16 protein-coding genes and 1 tRNA gene are annotated in these 15,954 nt (G+C 60.8%); 7 read left to right on the forward strand and 10 right to left on the reverse strand.

Features of this window, described 5'->3' with window-relative positions:
- Positions 1-86 precede the first annotated feature (86 nt).
- Positions 87-1,118 (forward strand): type I glyceraldehyde-3-phosphate dehydrogenase, encoded by a 1,032-nt coding sequence (gene gap / locus NW848_RS14925; RefSeq protein ID WP_414402526.1) that lies wholly within the window; start codon positions 87-89, stop codon positions 1,116-1,118.
- Here gap and folK read toward each other — a convergent pair.
- The 7 genes from folK to NW848_RS14960 form a co-directional block, all read right to left on the reverse strand.
- Complete coding sequence (folK, locus tag NW848_RS14930; protein ID WP_011428945.1) at positions 1,104-1,610, reverse strand: 2-amino-4-hydroxy-6-hydroxymethyldihydropteridine diphosphokinase; 507 nt, start codon at positions 1,608-1,610, stop codon at positions 1,104-1,106. The genes gap and folK overlap by 15 nt on opposite strands.
- 6 nt (positions 1,611-1,616) lie before the next feature.
- Positions 1,617-1,988, reverse strand: a complete 372-nt coding sequence (gene folB / locus NW848_RS14935) for a dihydroneopterin aldolase (RefSeq protein ID WP_414402527.1) — start codon at positions 1,986-1,988, stop codon at positions 1,617-1,619.
- Positions 1,975-2,844 carry a dihydropteroate synthase gene (folP, locus tag NW848_RS14940; RefSeq protein WP_414402528.1) on the reverse strand — a complete coding sequence of 290 codons (870 nt, stop codon included), beginning with the start codon at positions 2,842-2,844 and terminating at the stop codon, positions 1,975-1,977. Before folP ends, folB begins: the two co-directional genes overlap by 14 nt.
- A gap of 637 nt (positions 2,845-3,481) precedes the next feature.
- Complete coding sequence (gene ychF, locus NW848_RS14945; RefSeq protein WP_414508533.1) at positions 3,482-4,573, reverse strand: redox-regulated ATPase YchF; 1,092 nt, start codon at positions 4,571-4,573, stop codon at positions 3,482-3,484.
- A gap of 153 nt (positions 4,574-4,726) precedes the next feature.
- Positions 4,727-6,121, reverse strand: a complete 1,395-nt coding sequence (gene rlmD, locus NW848_RS14950) for a 23S rRNA (uracil(1939)-C(5))-methyltransferase RlmD (RefSeq protein WP_099812640.1) — start codon at positions 6,119-6,121, stop codon at positions 4,727-4,729.
- A 187-nt stretch (positions 6,122-6,308) separates the two neighbouring features.
- The gene (locus NW848_RS14955) at positions 6,309-7,607 is read right to left on the reverse strand and encodes an O-antigen ligase family protein (RefSeq protein ID WP_071813484.1); all 1,299 of its coding nucleotides are present in this window, start codon (positions 7,605-7,607) and stop codon (positions 6,309-6,311) included.
- Positions 7,600-7,965, reverse strand: coding sequence for a 2Fe-2S iron-sulfur cluster-binding protein (locus NW848_RS14960; RefSeq protein ID WP_011428952.1), 366 nt, complete (start codon positions 7,963-7,965; stop codon positions 7,600-7,602). The genes NW848_RS14955 and NW848_RS14960 overlap by 8 nt, the downstream gene beginning before the upstream one ends.
- A 125-nt stretch (positions 7,966-8,090) precedes the next feature.
- Here NW848_RS14960 and NW848_RS14965 point away from each other — a divergent pair, with 125 nt between their 5' ends.
- On the forward strand, positions 8,091-8,543 hold the full coding sequence (locus NW848_RS14965; protein WP_206336915.1) for a phosphomannose isomerase type II C-terminal cupin domain: 453 nt from the start codon (positions 8,091-8,093) through the stop codon (positions 8,541-8,543).
- Between the two features lie 7 nt (positions 8,544-8,550).
- Here NW848_RS14965 and NW848_RS14970 read toward each other — a convergent pair whose 3' ends face one another.
- Both NW848_RS14970 and NW848_RS14975 read right to left on the reverse strand, forming a co-directional pair.
- Positions 8,551-10,932 carry a M48 family metalloprotease gene (locus tag NW848_RS14970; protein ID WP_011428954.1) on the reverse strand — a complete coding sequence of 794 codons (2,382 nt, stop codon included), beginning with the start codon at positions 10,930-10,932 and terminating at the stop codon, positions 8,551-8,553.
- Positions 10,933-11,112: 180 nt separating this feature from the next.
- Positions 11,113-11,559, reverse strand: a complete 447-nt coding sequence (locus NW848_RS14975; RefSeq protein WP_414346803.1) for a Fur family transcriptional regulator — start codon at positions 11,557-11,559, stop codon at positions 11,113-11,115.
- 330 nt (positions 11,560-11,889) lie between these two features.
- Here NW848_RS14975 and NW848_RS14980 point away from each other — a divergent pair, with 330 nt between their 5' ends.
- Positions 11,890-12,270 carry a hypothetical protein gene (locus tag NW848_RS14980; protein ID WP_011428956.1) on the forward strand — a complete coding sequence of 127 codons (381 nt, stop codon included), beginning with the start codon at positions 11,890-11,892 and terminating at the stop codon, positions 12,268-12,270.
- Positions 12,271-12,316: 46 nt separating this feature from the next.
- Positions 12,317-13,591 (forward strand): D-alanyl-D-alanine carboxypeptidase, encoded by a 1,275-nt coding sequence (locus NW848_RS14985; protein ID WP_099812638.1) that lies wholly within the window; start codon positions 12,317-12,319, stop codon positions 13,589-13,591.
- 196 nt (positions 13,592-13,787) lie between these two features.
- Here NW848_RS14985 and NW848_RS14990 read toward each other — a convergent pair.
- Positions 13,788-13,860 (reverse strand) — tRNA-Ile (locus tag NW848_RS14990).
- 237 nt (positions 13,861-14,097) lie between these two features.
- Here NW848_RS14990 and NW848_RS14995 point away from each other — a divergent pair.
- The 3 genes from NW848_RS14995 to NW848_RS15005 all read left to right on the forward strand — a co-directional run bounded on the left by NW848_RS14995 (position 14,098) and on the right by NW848_RS15005 (position 15,625).
- Positions 14,098-14,622 carry a TMEM165/GDT1 family protein gene (locus tag NW848_RS14995; protein WP_414511349.1) on the forward strand — a complete coding sequence of 175 codons (525 nt, stop codon included), beginning with the start codon at positions 14,098-14,100 and terminating at the stop codon, positions 14,620-14,622.
- A gap of 369 nt (positions 14,623-14,991) precedes the next feature.
- On the forward strand, positions 14,992-15,462 hold the full coding sequence (locus NW848_RS15000) for a photosystem I reaction center protein subunit XI (RefSeq protein ID WP_099812636.1): 471 nt from the start codon (positions 14,992-14,994) through the stop codon (positions 15,460-15,462).
- A 49-nt stretch (positions 15,463-15,511) separates the two neighbouring features.
- Positions 15,512-15,625 carry a photosystem I reaction center subunit VIII gene (locus tag NW848_RS15005; protein WP_011428960.1) on the forward strand — a complete coding sequence of 38 codons (114 nt, stop codon included), beginning with the start codon at positions 15,512-15,514 and terminating at the stop codon, positions 15,623-15,625.
- The last annotated feature ends 329 nt before the right edge of the window (positions 15,626-15,954 follow it).

Raw genomic sequence — 15,954 nt, forward strand, 5'->3', positions numbered from 1 at the left:
CTTCTTCTAACCTATCCCTAAGGGGTTGGCGTCTCCTGCGCCGCAGCCCTCGACCCATGACCATGAACTGATACCGGAGGATTGCCATGACCACACGGGTAGCCATCAACGGATTTGGCCGCATTGGCCGGTCGTTTTTGCGGGCGCTGCTCTCCCAGCCGGGGCGAGGGCTGGAGGTGGTGGCGGTTAATGATCTCACCGAGCCGGAGAACTTGGCCTACTTGCTGCAATTTGACTCCGCCTACGGGCGCCTGCCCCAGGCGGTGAGCGTTGTGGATGGCCACCTGCAAGTCGGCAGCCACAAGATCCGGGTTCTGGCAGAACGGGATCCGGCGCAACTGCCCTGGAAAGACCTCGGGGTTGACCTGGTGATAGAGTCCACCGGCCTGTTTACCAAGCGGGAGGGGGCGGCCAAACACCTAGAAGCCGGCGCCAAGAAAGTGATCATCTCCGCCCCTGCCAAAGGCGCCGACCTGACGGTGGTGATGGGGGTTAACGACGACCAGTACGACCCAGAGCGGCACCATATCGTCTCCAACGCCTCCTGCACCACCAACTGTCTGGCGCCGCTGGCCAAGGTCTTGCTGGATCGCTTCGGCATCGAGACGGGCTTTCTCACCACCTGCCACGCTTACACCGCCACCCAGGCCATTGTGGATCGCCCGGATCCCAAGGACTATCGCCGGGGCCGCTCGGCGGCGGTGTCGATTGTGCCTTCCACCACTGGGGCAGCCACGGCAGTTGCCGAGGTTTTGCCTGCCCTGAAAGGGAAGATGGACGGCCTGGCGCTGCGGGTGCCCACCCTAACCGGCTCGATTGTGGACTTTGTCGTGCGCACCGAGCAGCCTATCACCAAAGAGGCGGTCAACCAAGCCTTTGTGGAGGCAGCAGAAGGGCCGATGCGCGGTATCCTGGCCATTGCCCCGCCGCACATTGTCTCGGCCGATATCATCGGCGATCCCCATTCTTCGATTGTGGATCTGGAGTCGACGATGACGCTGGGGGATCGCACGGTGAAGGTGCTCTCCTGGTACGACAACGAGTACGGCTATGCCTCGCGGCTGGTGGATCTGGCGGCGAAAATGGCGGCTGCGCTAAAGAGCTCAATCCCAGCCTAGGTCAGTGCGCTCCAGCCAGGAGCTATCCAGGGCAGCCAGCGCCTCAGCTGCGGCTATGCCGGTTTCGGGGTGGCGCCAATGGGGAGCAATCTCGCACAGCGGGGCCAGGACAAAAGGGCGCTCCATCATGCGAGGGTGGGGCAGGGTTAGCTCAGGGCTCTTCAGGATCCGGTTGCCCATTGCCAGCAGATCCAAGTCCAGGGTCCTGGCCTCCCAGCGGATGCGCCGCACTCGCCCTGCCTCCTGCTCGATGGCCAGCAGCGCCCTCAGCAACTCCAGGGGCGATTGGTAAGGGGGAAAGGGATCCAACGCCACCACAGCATTGAGGTAGTCGGGCTGGCCGGGTGGCCCCCCTTGGGCGGGGCTGCGGTAGAGGCTGGAGCGAGCCACCACCTGGCCCAACCTGAGCAACTTCTGCCCAGCCGAGCGCAATTGCTGCAGCGGATCCCCTAGGTTGCTGCCCAGGGCAATGTAGGCTAGGTCGGGCTGCATCGAGGGTTAGCTATTGGAAGAACGGTGGCGGACAATCTCCACGTAGACATCGTCGAACAAACCGGGCAGGGGGGCCTGTGGCTTGTGCACCCGCACCGTCAGGGCTTCCACCTGGGGATAGCTTTGCCACAGCCGCTCAGCAATCCGGTCTGCCAACGTCTTGATCAGCCGGTAGCGTCGCTGGGTTACCTCTTCCCGCACCGCCTCGTACACCTGGGCGTAGTCCACTGTGTGGGCCAGGTCATCCGCTTGGGGAACCCAACCAAGCTGCAGCTCCACATCCACCACAAAGCGCCCTCCCAACACGGCCTCCTCAGGACGATAGCCGTGGTGGGCATGGAAGCTAAGACCCCGCAGCACCAGCCTAGTTGGGTTCATCGTGGAGACCTGCCCAGGCCGCCAGAGCCGAGACATGAGCGGGGACGTTGTGCACCCGCACCAGGGTAGCGCCCCGGCTGGCGGCAAAGAGGTGCACGGCTACGCTGGCGCTATCCCGCTCTCTAGGCACAGCAATGCCGGCAAGCTGGCCAACAAAACTTTTGCGCGAGGCTCCCACCAGCACCGGGTAGCCATAGGCCACCAGCCGCGGCAGCGCTCTGAGGAGGGCAATGTTCTGCTCGGCGGTTTTGGCAAAGCCCAGGCCAGGATCCAAAATGACACTGGGCACACCGGCTGCCAGAGCCCGCTCCGCTTGGTCCTTGAGAAAACCAAAAACTTCTCCCTCAAGGTCGTCGTAGTCGGTGAGCTGCTGCATGGTGCGCGGCTCTCCCCGCATGTGCATGATGACCGCTGGCACCCCCTTCTCGGCACACACCTGCATCATCTGGGGATCCCGCAGCCCGGTGACATCGTTGATGATGTGTGCCCCCGCTGCCAGAGCAGCAGCAGCCACCTCTGTTCGCCGTGTATCGACGCTGATGAGAATGCCGGATCCCTCTAGAGCCCGAATCACGGGCAAAACCCGGTCGCATTCCACCTCCACCGGTACCGGCTCTGCCCCCGGACGGGTGGACTCGCCGCCGATATCCACAATCAAGGCCCCCGCCGCTGCCATGGCTCTGGCTGCCTGCACGGCAGCTTCCACGGATCCCCACTGGCCGCCGTCGCTAAAGCTGTCGGGGGTTACATTGAGTACCCCCATCACCGCCACACCCCGCCAGGAAAGGCAGTACCCCTCCGGTGTTTGTTCTGCCCCAGGCAGGGGACGGCGAGAGAGCAAGCTGGTAACGCCCATAACTCCTGCAAGCTAATTCGCTGTCAGAGCAGCCGCCCCAGATAGGACCAGCGCGTGCCTAGCTGAATTCTAGAAGTAGGGAAGCGCAGGGGGCAGTAATCTATACAGATCCCTCGCTCCGTTTGTTTTGGGGTATTGCTAGGTGTCTCCCGTGAAGGGGAGGAGTGGCTGCGTGGCGCGGGCCGCGGTTGTGTATCTGCCTTGGTATGACCCTCAGTTGGTTGAGTGAGTGAGGGGAAACGTCACCTGAGGTCGGCAAAAAGCCATACCTAGGAGGGATCCCCTGCCAGCCTAAGGCCAAGGAGTAGCCTTAGCTCGCAGAGGAACCCCTCCCGCTTGAGCTAAAACATGATGTCGTCTTCCGAACGACCCCAGATGCACCAGATGATGGAGGCAAAAATTGCTAGGTAAACCCAGGCCATCGGCCCGTATTGCAGCAGATCCATCAATACATCCCTTAAAGTACTTGTTTATCTAGTCCAATTATTGTGATGTTTCGTTACAGCGTCAACAGTTTTCTCAGGAAAACGGTTGCGTCAAGCAGACCCCTTGGAAGCAGGGATCCCTGGCTAGATAAGTCGTTTTGCCTAGAGGCACTGCTGAGAAACCACGGCTTGGCTGAATAGGCTAGGGAGTCCTAGACATGGAAACGGAAGAGCATCACATCTCCTTCCTGAACCACGTAGTCTTTGCCCTCGCTGCGCACTAGGCCCTTCTCTCGGGCGGCACTCAGGGATCCCGCTGCCACTAGGTCCTCATATGCTATCGTTTCCGCCCGGATAAAGCCCCGCTCAAAATCCGAGTGAATGACCCCCGCCGCCTGGGGAGCAGTGGCACCGGCAGGGATTGTCCAGGCGCGGGTTTCTTTGGGGCCAGAGGTAAAGTAGGTGCGCAGGCCCAACAGCTCGTAGGTGGCGCGGATCAAGGATTTCAGCCCCCCTTCTTTCACCCCCAGCGACTCCAGATAAGCCTGTCGCTCTTCAGGCGGCAACTCCACCAATTCCGCCTCCACCTGGGCCGAGACCACCACCACACGCGCCTCCTCTGCCTGGGCCACCTGCCGCACCTGCTCTACCCAGTCGTTGCCAGTGGCTAGCTCCGTTTCTGCCACGTTGGCGGCGTAGATCACCTTCTTGCGGGTGAGCAGCCCCAGCCCTTTGATGGCGACCTCCTCCTCTGCGCTAAGGGGCACCAGGCGAGCCGGCTTGCCCTCGTCCAGAGCGGCCTGCAGCTTCTCCAGGGCCTGCAGCTCTACTTGAGCCGTTTTGTCGGACTTGGCCTGTTTGCGCACCCGTTCTAAGCGCCGCTCGATCTGGGCCAGATCCGCCAGGGCCAGCTCCAGGTTAATCACGCCCATGTCTCGCACCGGATCCACGGAGCCGGCCACATGCACGATGTTCTCATCTTTGAAGCAGCGCACCACATGTACGATGGCGTCCACCTGGCGGATGTGGGAGAGAAATTGGTTGCCCAGCCCCTCGCCTTTGCTGGCGCCGGCCACCAGGCCAGCAATGTCAACAAACTCAATCTGGGCGGGGACGATTGCCGCCGAGCCGCTGATCTTGGCCAGCACCTGCAGGCGTTCATCCGGCACTGCCACCCGTCCTATGTTGGGCTCAATGGTGCAAAAAGGGAAGTTGGCCGCCTCGGCCTTGGCATTTTCGCAGAGGGCGTTAAATAGAGTCGATTTGCCCACATTGGGCAGGCCAACAATTCCAGCTCTGAGCATCGAGATCGCGGAAGAAAAACTAGGGTAATGGAAAGGGATCCGTTGCGAAACTTTAAGGTCACTATTTTGACGTTAGCATTTGTCGCCTCTGGCTGCTGCGTTTACCAAGAGGGCGGCTCTGCGGCAAGCTGGGCAAGGTTTTTGGAGTTGCCCTCAGACCCGCTCCAAAAAGGCCACCCCCTCTACATGGCCTGTTTGGGGAAAGAAGTCGGCCGCTCGCCATTGGGTTAGGCGGTAGGATCCCTCGGCCATGAGAATTTGCAGGTCGCGCGCCAAGGTGGCAGGGTGACAGCTAATGTAGACAAGGCGCTGGGGTTGTCGCTGCTTTAGGATCTCGAGTACCTGCCGCTCGCAGCCGCGCCGCGGCGGATCCAACACCACAATATCGGCAGGAGGCAGAGTTGGCAAAACCGTTTCCACTGCGCCCTGGAAAAATTGGGCCGAGGGGATGCCGTTGAACTGGGCATTGTAGCGGGCCTGGGCCACCGCCGCCGGCAGGACTTCCACCCCTATCGCCCGTTTGGCCCGCCGGGCCAAGAGCAGGGTTAGGGTGCCGATGCCGCAGTAGGCGTCCAGGACGATCTCCTCGCCGCGCAGCTGGAGCTGATCCACTATCCAGGTAAAAAAGGCCTCCGCCTGCTCCGTGTTGACTTGAAAGAAGGAGGTGCTGTCAATCCAAAAGGAAAGACCGGCCAATTCTTCCCGCAGGGATCCCCGCCCGGCAATCACCTCCGTTTGCGGGCCAAAGATGGTGTTGGTGCGGGCCGGGTTGAGGTTGAGACAAACCCCCACCAGGTCGGGGTAGCGCTGCATCCAGCGCTTGGCCCACCTTTCTAGGTGGGGCAGGTCGCGGCTGCAACTGACCAAGGTGAGGAGCACCTCGCGGGTGCGGCGACCAATGCGCAAGCCCAAGTGACGCAGATGGCCCTGGTGGCGGCTTTCGTCGTAGACGCTCCAGCCGGCCTCCTGCAGATCCCGCTTAATTTCCCGCAAGAACACATCCAGCCGCTCGTCCTGCACAGGGCACTGGTTGAGGTTCACCAGGCGGTGGCTGCCCGGTCGGTAGTAGCCCATGCGCAGCGGCTGGCCCTCTGCTTTGGCAATGGGGTAGGTGACCTTATTGCGGTAGCGCAGCGGCTGCGGGGATCCCAAAATCGGGACAGGCTCCGGCAGAGTAAGACCGCCAATTCGTTCCAGCGCATCCCTGAGGATCTGCTGCTTGGTAACCAATTGCTGAGCGTAGCTGACGTGCTGCCACTGACAGCCACCGCACTTGTCCGCCACAATGCAGGCCGGCCGCACCCGCTGCGGCGAGGGAGCTATGAGGGAGCGAATTCGCCCGACCAGATAGTTGCGCTTGATCTCAGTTATCTGAGCCACCACGCGATCCCCTGGCACCGCTTGGGCGACAAACACCACCCGACCCCGCCCGTGGCCAAGCGTATGGGCAATGCCATCGCCCTCAGGGGTTAGGTCGGTGATCTCCAGGGATAGGAGATCCCCCGGCTTGATGGGATCAGGGGCCAGAGAAGGGATTGGCTGCTCCATGGAAAAAGGTGGTTGACGTTCTCCCCAGCCCTATTCGCGCAAGCGGGACAGAGTCCTCAGGGCGGGGCCTGCGCCGCCAAAGTTTTGGTCAATCGAAATCGGGTGAGACCATCCAAAGCTAAACTCGATACGTAAGAAAATCCGGCAACCGAAACAGAGTAATCCCAGAAAACCCAAGGGAGGAACTCTATTGTGGCATTGACCGGGGTGCCTGGGGATCCGCCGGAACCCTCTTTGCCTGGCTGCAGCGGAGCTCGAGGCTGGCCCCCCAAGCTGCGCCCAAGAGCAAGGTGATCAACAGGTGAAGGCGGCCATCCAAGATCACCACATCCAAAAGCCCCGCAGCAAAAAACGCCGTCAAGGCCAGTAAAACTCCCAAGAGGATCTCGTCTTGGGAGCAACGCCAGGCTCGCCAGCCCCGCGCCAAGATCCAACCCCAAAGGGCCAAGTAGCCCAGCAGCAGAGGGATCCCGCCTTCTGCCGCCAGATGGAGGTACAAGTTGTGGCAGTGGCCCAGCAGCTCTGGCGGATCCTGGGCATTGTAGAGGGCAGGAAAGCTCTGCCAGCCCCAGCCGGTCAGGGGCCGCTCCCACACCATCTGCAGGGCAAAGCGCCAGGCATCGAGGCGGTTGGCCGTCGAGCTGAAATAGGGGGCCTGGGGGTCAAAGGTGTCTGCCAACCGGCTCCAGATCAAGGAAGGGACAACCGCCCGCCAGCCGGGCCAGTCCAAAGCAGCGGCCAAGCCGGCTAATCCCAAGCCGGCCAGGAAGGCGAGCCCCCACCAGCAGCGCCGCAGGGCCAGCCCAATCAGTAGCGCCAGCCCCCCTGCCCCCCAGCCGTTGCGGGAGGCTGTCAGCAGCAACAGCAGGGATCCTAACCCCAGCAGCGCCGCCAGCCCTGCTCTGGTGGGGTGAGATTGAGTTGCCCCCCACAGCCCCGCCGCCAAGCCCAGATGGATCACAAGATAAATGGCCAGGAGATTGGGGGAGGTGAAGGCTGCCGCCGGGCGCTCCCCACCGGCCACGCCCGTAATCCAGAGCGGCCCCAAGAAGAGATGCCCCTGCCACCCCCACAGCACTTCTCCCCAGCCCAAGAGCAGCATCAGGCCACTGCCCAGCACCAACACCTGCGCCAGGCAGCGGCGGCTGAGGGGATCCCTCAGCGCTGCAGCAAAGGCCGGCAGCATCAGGAGAAAAGGCCAGTAGTTGAACATCCCCGGCAAGCTCAGCCGCCAGTCCTCCCCCAGCAGCGCTGTCACCACCACCGCCAGGCTCAGCAGGCCCGCCAGCCAAAAGCCGGGATCCCGCCGGATTTGCTGCCAGTAGCGGCCATAGCTTTGCACCGTCCCCACCACCGCCAGCAACAGACTAGGGGCCAGGTTGACCGGGATCAGCGCCGCCGAGCCCAACAGCCAGCCCTGGAGCTGCCAAGGCCGGGGGGACGGCGGCAGGTCTTTAGAGGCAACTGAGGCAGAAAAATTACTCATCGTCGAGGGGGATCCCCGCTCGTACCCGCCCCTGGCCAAAGTAGCGGCCAAACTGCAGCTCGTACACCTCATCTTCATCTTGCGTTTCCACCCACAGCTCGGAGCGGGCATAGCCCACGCACAGCAGCCCGTAGCCCTGCTCCTTCAGCTCCCGCGAGATCCCCATTGCCTCCGGCTGGTAGAGGGATCCCTGCCGGATCCGCACCGCACAGGTGGTGCAGGCGCCGTTGCGACAGGCAAAGGGAAGCTGGATCCCTTGGGCTTCGGCAGCCTCCAGGATGTATTGGTCGGCAGGCACCTGGATGAAGTAGTGGGCGTCTTTCTGGCGGTCGTGGATGTGAACCGGGTAGGAATGCATGGAGAAGAAGGGCCTTTTCCCCCGATGAGGAGACTTCTCCATGATCCCACAAGATTTGAGTGGAGTTGGGCTACTGCCCAGCTCCATAGGATAAGCTGAAGGCAGGGCCCCCAGGAGAGCAGCCTATGCTAGAAACTCCCAATTCCCCCATGCCCTCAGTGGAAAAACTGCCAGCTACCTTCTCGGCTGAAGTTTTTAACAAGCTCATCGAGAGCAATACTGAAACTCGTCCCTGGGGCAGCTTTACGGTGCTGGACGAGGGCCCCGGCTACAAGATCAAGCGGATTGTGGTGCTGCCCAAGCATCGCCTCAGCCTGCAGATGCACTACCACCGCAGCGAACACTGGATCGTCGTGGCCGGCACCGCCAAAGTGACCTGCGGCGATGAAGAGCGGCTGATCACCACCAACCAGTCCACCTACGTGCCCCCCTGCACCAAGCACCGCCTGGAAAACCCCGGCGTCATCCCCCTGGTGATCATCGAAGTGCAAAACGGCCAGTACCTGGGCGAAGACGACATTATCCGCTTCAGCGACGACTACGCCCGCGCCGACAGCGGGCAGTCGACCTCATCCTGAGCCCGTCCTAGAAGGGGAAAACGGTCATCAGCAGCAAGGCGGCCATCAAGCCCAGCGCCACCTGCACCGCCTGTCCAAAGGCCGGATGGCTGGTCACCACTTCGCCATAGCGGCTCTGGAAGCGGGACAGATCCAGGTAGGGAGCTATCCCCCGCCGGAACCATCCCACCACCGTCCCTTCTTGACCCACCAGCCTGCCTGCCCGGCTGGCCCCAAACAGGAAGTTGCCCAGCGGCCCAAACCGAGAAACATAGCGCAAGAAAATCATCCCCGTCTCATCCTGGAACTTGAGATCGGAGCCGAAGCGATAGCCCGCATCCCCCCGCCCGATCACCCGCCCCTCTAGCTGCATCGGCAAGCCGCGCAAGGGGCTGGCGTAGGGGTTGCTCATGGCCTTCAACACCGTCAATGCCGGCGGGTTTTCCAAGCTGGGGTACATCACCGTCATCTTCAGCAGCAGGCCCAAGCTGGCTCCCGCCAGAACCAGGCCGGCAAACATGCCGTAAGACCCCGCCTGCAGAGCGGGGATCCCAAGCACCATCCCCAAGATCGCCCCCAGCCACTCGGCGTTTAACAAAACCACGTCCAGAAGAAAATTGCCGTAGAGCTGCTGGCGGTTGAGCTGCTTGCCCTGGGCCACCACGCTGGCCATGTCGAACTCCACCGGCAGATCCAGTTGTTCGGCATAGGTGCCCAGCGCCCGCACCCGCTTGCCGGTGAGGGGATGGGTGGAGTTCAGCTCCATCCACCCGGCCCAAGGGTTAAACAGATCCCACAAAAACACCCTGCCCACCTGGCTGGGATCCGCGGCCACCCGGTAGGCTGTCCCCGCCATCACCGCCGCCTTGGCATCGTAGATCCCCAAGGCCCGTGTGCCTTCCAGCAGGCGAGCGCTGCGCTGTCGGGTTTCCTCATCCTGTTGCCGCTCCCCTTCTTGCACAATGCCAAAGGCTATTTTCACCAGAGCCCGCGAGAGGGCATTGGGGTTGCCGGTGATTTCGGCGGCAAAGTGATCGGCAAAGTACTCCCGCACCCGCGACAGGTACAGCACCAAGTAGGAGCCGGCCACGTAGAAAAAGTAGGCGACCAGAGCCAAGGAACCTATGTTTTTGCCCCCTCTGCGGTCTCGGCGCGTGTCGCGCAGGTAGACGTAGAGGAGGTAGAGAATCTGCACCAACGTGGAAGCCAGGGTCATGACAGCAAAATCCCAGTGGATCACATGCCCCAGCTCGTGGGCATAGACCGTGGCCACCTCCTCATCTTCCAAGTAGGTGAACAACCCTTCGCTGACGACGATGCGGGCCGTATCCGGCAGGCTGCCATAGGTAAAAGCAGTAGGGTTTTGGTCGCGGATCAAGCCCAGCTTCGGCTGCTTCAGCTTGTACTGGCGACAGACGCGGGCGATCACCTCCGCGCTCTCTGGGCTGCGACGCCCAATTTCCGCCAAGCTCACCCACTGGGTGCTGTAGAGGCTGTGCTGGATCCAGTCCATCAACCAGGGAGACAAAAAGAAAATTAGGGCGTTGAAGGCCAGGGTGAGCAGAACGGCGGAAAGAAAAGAGCCAAAAGAGAACCCCCCTTCCAAGGTGCCGAAAACGGCCAGGGCCAACACAAACACCATGCCGAACAACAGGCTCAGGGTCACGCCGGCGGCCAGAGTGAGGTTGCCAGCAAAGCTGGCCAAAACCAGCGAGACCCCTGTCTGAGGAGCGCGGTACCGGCGTCGGGTCTGACCGGTTCTGAGATTGGAGGTGGCGGGATCCAAGTCGGCCAAGGCGCGGCTGGGGTTGAAGCAATAGCGGCTCAGCCAAACGCTCAACAGGCGCAGCTCGTGGGGATTGAGGCTTTTCAAGGGCTCTAGCCACAGGGCCGCATCCACCGACAGCATTGCCGTCGAGACAGCACCGGGGTTGCGGAACAAGGTGGGCAACAGGGGCAGCACTTCTTCCTTTTGCCCAGCGGTGAGGTTATGAAAACCCAAGACCGCCTGGCGCACCACGCTGGAGGGTTGAGGCAGGTCAGCGGTGAGCAACTGGCGGTCTTGGACAAAGCAATAGCGGCTGAGATCTGGACTGTCGGCGGGATCCCCCCTGCCCGTCGCCGCTTCCGGAGCCAGCCTCACCTGAGTTTTCCAGTTGGCCTGCTGTTGGCCGATGGGGCGGCTGTAGAGAGCCAAGCGCTTGACTTGGGGATAGCGGCTGGGAATTGCCTTCTGGAACCAGGCCGTCAGCCTCTCATGGTCGAGAGCAACGTGAGCAGGGTGGTTGATCATGATCACCAAAGCGTAATCCCCAGGACTGCTTTGGAGGGGCTGGGCCTTCACCTGAACTCTCAGACGCAGGTCTGCCAGAGCTTGCTCTAGCCACTGCGCCAATTCCTGCTCGTTCATGGCCGTCTCCCGGAGGGGGTAGGGTAAGCTGAGCTATTGCTTCAATTGCCAATGGCTTTCGACTTTACAGCGGCTATTCTGGCATTTTCTCTACCAAGGGATCCCCATCTCCCCCCAAACCCAGTACAGAACGCCCAGGGCAAGCATTTATCCAGGAGCTGAGCTGCAGAAATTGTTTGGCTACAAGATCGAGCGCTGTCCCTCCGGGCTGATGCCGATGATGGTGAGCTGGCAATCCAGCACTTTAAAGCCGTACTTTTCAGCCACCTTCTGGCTGATATTCAGGATGGCGTTGTTTTTGAACTCAATGACCTTGTTGGTCTTGACGCACACCAAATGGTGGTGGTGGTGGGGGGCCGGCTGGTTGATCTCGTAATGCTTGTGGCCTTCGGTCAGTTCCAGCTCGCGCAAAATGCCCATGCGCGCCATCAGCTTGACGGTGCGATAGATGGTGGAAAGGCTGATGTTGTGGCCTTCTTCCCGCAGCTTTTTGTGCAGCTCCTCGGCGCTCAGGTGAGTCCCCTCAGGCAAGTTTTGAAAGGTCTGGAGGATGATTTCCCGCTGCCGAGTGGCTCGCCAGCCTTTGGCATTTAGCTCCGCTTTGAAGGCTTCTTCCGTGTAGACCATGATGCCCCCCTCCGCTGTTGGGCAACGTCGCCGTAACAGTCAATAAGTTCTGTAATTGATAATAGCCTCATTTAAGTAAGATAGCGCCACTGACTTTCGGCTGCCAAAGGGATCCTGTTGCCTTCTTGAGAAGCAACGGCAGCGCCTGGGCCGGCAGAAGAAGGGGTGCGGGAAACCGGATCCCGCGTCTATTGGAAATGAGCTAGCCTACAGGGTATGCCCAGGTGGCCTTATAGTTCGAGTGAGTCTGGGCTAACATAACTCGGGAAAAGGCCCGCGGCATCCCGGCGGCGTTGCTAAGCGTAGTCAATACGGGAAGGGAAAACAAAGATGCGGTTTGAGCAGCCCAAAACCTATTCCATTTCTCTAACCGGCTGGGGCTTCTGGCTGGGATCCCTGGCCTTGGCAGCTTTGCTGACCCGTGTCGGGCTGGGGTGGCTGGTCGCCGGGTTGGTGGCTCTGTTGCTGTTCTTGCTCTCTCTGCCGGTGCTGGTGCTGCTGGCCTTTCGCTGGTGGGCGCGCCGCTGGATCGCCACGGATCGCTGCCCGGTGTGTGGGTCCGAGTCTCAGGCCATCGAGGGCAGCCGCTTCTTTTGCCCCAGTTGTGGCGAGCCGCTGTTTGTTGCCGATGGCCATTTTTATCGGCAAACGCCCCCCGGCACCATCGACGTGGAGCCGCTAGAAGAAAGCGGCTGGGAGTTGCCAAGCTGAGGGCTCCGCTCTGGGGGTGGGTTGGCGTTTTTAGAGGGCATTTTGGGTGAAAAGTGCTCCGCAACGCTATTGCCAACGACAGCGGCCGGGCTGGCGGCTGGTTGCGATCTGGGGGGGGACGCTCTCGGCGGCGTTCCTTCTGCTGAGCTCAGCTCAGGCGACGGCGCAGGGATCCCTGCAACCTCAGGTGGAGACCTACCTGGCCCAGTTGAGCGGCCGCGGCTTTGCTTCCACGGCCCAGGGGGTTTGGCTGCAGAGGGGCGACGAGGTTTTGGGGCAACATCAGGGATCCAAGGCTTTGCCGGCGGCCTCCCTGACCAAGGTGGCCACCACCCTGGCTGCTCTGCAGCAGTTTGGCCCGCACCACCGCTTTGTGACCACCTACTTGGCAACCGGTTCGCTGGGAACGGACGGAGTTTTGCAGGGCGATCTCTGGGTGCTGGGGGGGGAGGATCCCTTCTTTGTCTGGGAGGAAGCCTTCGCGGTGGGGAACGCCCTCAACGCCCAGGGGATCCGCCAGGTGCGCGGGGATCTGGTGGTGGTGGGCCGCTTCTACATGAACTTTTCCCGGGATGGGGCCCGTTCGGGATCCCTGCTGCGCCAGGGGCTGGATGCCCGCCTCTGGCCCCCGGAAGCCCAGGCGCAATTCCAGACCTTGCCCCCCGGCACCCCCAGGCCGCAGGTGGAGATTTTGGGGTCGGTGCGAGTTGCCCAGCAGATCCCTTCGGAGGCCCAGGTCTTGCTCAGGCATGAGTCGCCTCCCCTCATTCACCTGCTCAAGCTGATGAACCTCTACAGCAACAATGCCATGGCCGAGATGCTGGCAGAGGCGGTGGGAGGAGCGGCCCAGGTTGCCCAAATAGCCCGCGCTGCAGCAGGGATCCCGGCAGAAGAGCTGCACCTGATCAACGGCTCGGGATTGGGGGTGGAAAACCGCATCTCCCCGCGGGCCAATGTAGCCATGTTGCGGGCAACCCAGGCGTTGCTGGAAGAGCGCGGCTTGTCGCTGGCGGATGCCTTTGCCGTCGTCGGCCAGGATGTGGGCGTGCTGGAGCGGCGGCTTCTGCCGGGGATCTTGATCGCCAAGTCGGGCACCCTGAGCGGCGTCAGCACCTTGGCGGGCGTGTTGCCAACTGAGCGGGGCGATATCTGGTTTGCCGTCATGAACGGCGGGGCCAACTTGGCCGACTTGCGCACCTGGCAGGGAGAGTTTCTCAGCCGGCTCCAGTCCCGCTGGGGATCCCCCGCCGCCTTGCCCGAGCGCTGGCTGCCTCGTCCCTTAGATACGAGATCCCGCAGGGAGTCGAGCCCTCGCCTTTGACGGTTTGCCTGGGAGGGGTCGCCTCAGCAGCAAAGCGCCTGGGGATGGCAAACCCTCGCAAGCCGGTTTCAATTCAGCCAGAAGCCGCAGGAGCCCCGCCCCCCAGTCCCCCCGTGTACGGGGGGATATAGGGGGGATTGAGGGGGCAGTCGGAGTCGGGTAGTTTACAGCCCTTCTCCGGAGAGGGTTGCGGCGATGGGGCGTACAGGAATCGAACCTGTGTAAGGCAAATTATGAGTTTGCTGCCTAAACCGCTCGGCCAACGCCCCTTCTTCTTCTACTTTTTACTCTAGCGCCCTTGTTCTTTCCAGAACCGGTGAAAAAGAGCCCCGCTACAGGATAAGCTGCATGTCGGTGGTTAGCGGACAGCAGAGACCATGGCATCAGCGCGTTCCTGGCAGAGGCAACTGGCTTTAGGCTTGGGGCTGACTGCCTTATCCTTGGTTCTCGGTTTGGTTTTTTGGGCCGTTGGGCAGCACTATCTCCCCTGGAACGAAGCCGCCTCTGTGGACTGGCAACCCACCGGCCAGAACCTGGCTCTGTCTCCTGCCCTGGAAGCGCAGACGGTGCCGTCCCCCCCTGAAGCGCCTTCCGCCGTCAACAACCCGCCAGAGGGATCCCCGCTACAGCTCTGGCTTGTTACCTTTTTAACCGTGTTTGTGGCGGAGATGGGCGATAAGACTCAGTTGGCCACCTTGCTCATAAGCGCCCAGTCCAAGTCTCCCTGGGCGATCTTTTTCGGCTCTGCCAGCGCCCTGGTGACCGCCAGTTTGCTCAGCGTAGCCTTAGGGGGATCCCTGGGGCAGGTGATCCCGGCAGCCTGGCTAGAATGGTTGGCTGGCCTCGGCTTCCTGGCAATCGGGAGCTATGTTCTCTGGCGAGAATGGCAAGGGAAGCGTGAGCCCTCTGGAGGAACCGAGGATGGCCTGCCAGGGAAAATTGACACTCCCACCCAGGGGATTCTTACGCAGCCCAAAATGGACTCGCGAAGGCGCTGTCAAGACGCCCCTAGACAGTCCTTTGAGGCATAACCTCAAAGTTCTGCTTACTTCGGACTTAAGTTCCTCCAGGTTAGTTATTGCCGCGCGGGTTTTGCACCGCAGTAGGTTGTTTTCCTGGAGAAGCTCTGTACTAACTATAACAAAGAAGCAACTAAAGTTGCTCAAGGGCTTTTCCGCCGCGTACTAAAGTACGGGGCTACCAAGCTATCCTTTTGTGTAGCGCGGCTCGCAGTTGCATTCTATCTTCTGGGGTGGCACGGCGTCGTTGAACCAAAGCGCGAGGGTCTGTATCTCTGTTAAGCAAGCATGAACTTTTTTAACGATCCGGATAGCGGCTGCTGAGACGAGAACTGAGGCCCCGTAGAATGAATCCCAAAATTCCAGCCAGGATCTTCGGACATGGATTACATTCGCACCTTTAACGACGATCCCTGCGAGGGCCATCTTTCAACGCCCATCAGTGACTCTCCTCTCACCCGTCTGTTTATCAACAACCTCCCCATTAACCGGCCTGGCCTATCGCCGCTGTTGCGAGGGCTGGAGATTGGGTTGGCGCATGGCTATTTTTTGGTGGGGCCAGAAATCGTGGTGGGCCCGCTGCGCGACTATCCTGAGGCAGCCAATTTGGGCGGGCTGGTCACGGCGATGGCGATTGTGCTGCTGGGAACCGCCTGTATGTCCGCCTATGGCAGCGTTACCTTTGGAAACAAGCCGGAAACGCCGGGCGCCAATCCTCTATCTACGGCCCGTGGCTGGGGGGATCTGACAGCAGGATTTTTCTTGGGAGGTATGGGTGGCGTGTTTGCTGCCTACTTCTTGTTGGAGAACTTTGCCGGGATCGACGCCATCTTTCGAGGGTTGGTGAATTAAGGTTAATTGAGTTGTCAAACTTGTCAAGGCACTGGAGAGGAGCAAGATCATGACCGGTTCTTACGCTGCTGCTTATCTTCCTTGGATTTTCGTCCCCATTGTCGGTTGGCTGCTGCCGGCAGTAACCATGGCTGTGCTCTTTTTGTACATTGAGCGCGACTAACTGGTTCTCATCTCAATGGGTTTCGGAAGAGGGATCCCTAGCTAGACAAGGGATCCCTCCCTTTTTGGCACAGCGGCTGTTTCTGGACGCGCTGCCGTCTTGCCTGGGGCAGTACCCGACCAAGGTTGGGTCTTCTTGCTTTTGGGAAAGGGGAACTTCCAAAGGACTTTAGAGTGGAGCAGGATCCGGCGAGCTGATCCCATACCAACAAGGAAAAGGGCAGCTTGCGCAACCCCCTTTCAACTTTTAACGAGAAGAAGAAGTCGATGGCCAGCCTTACAGCCTTTTAATTTAAAATAGGGTACAGGTATTCAAGAGGAAGGAGAGAA

The organism is Synechococcus sp. RC10A2 (assembly GCF_047502605.1).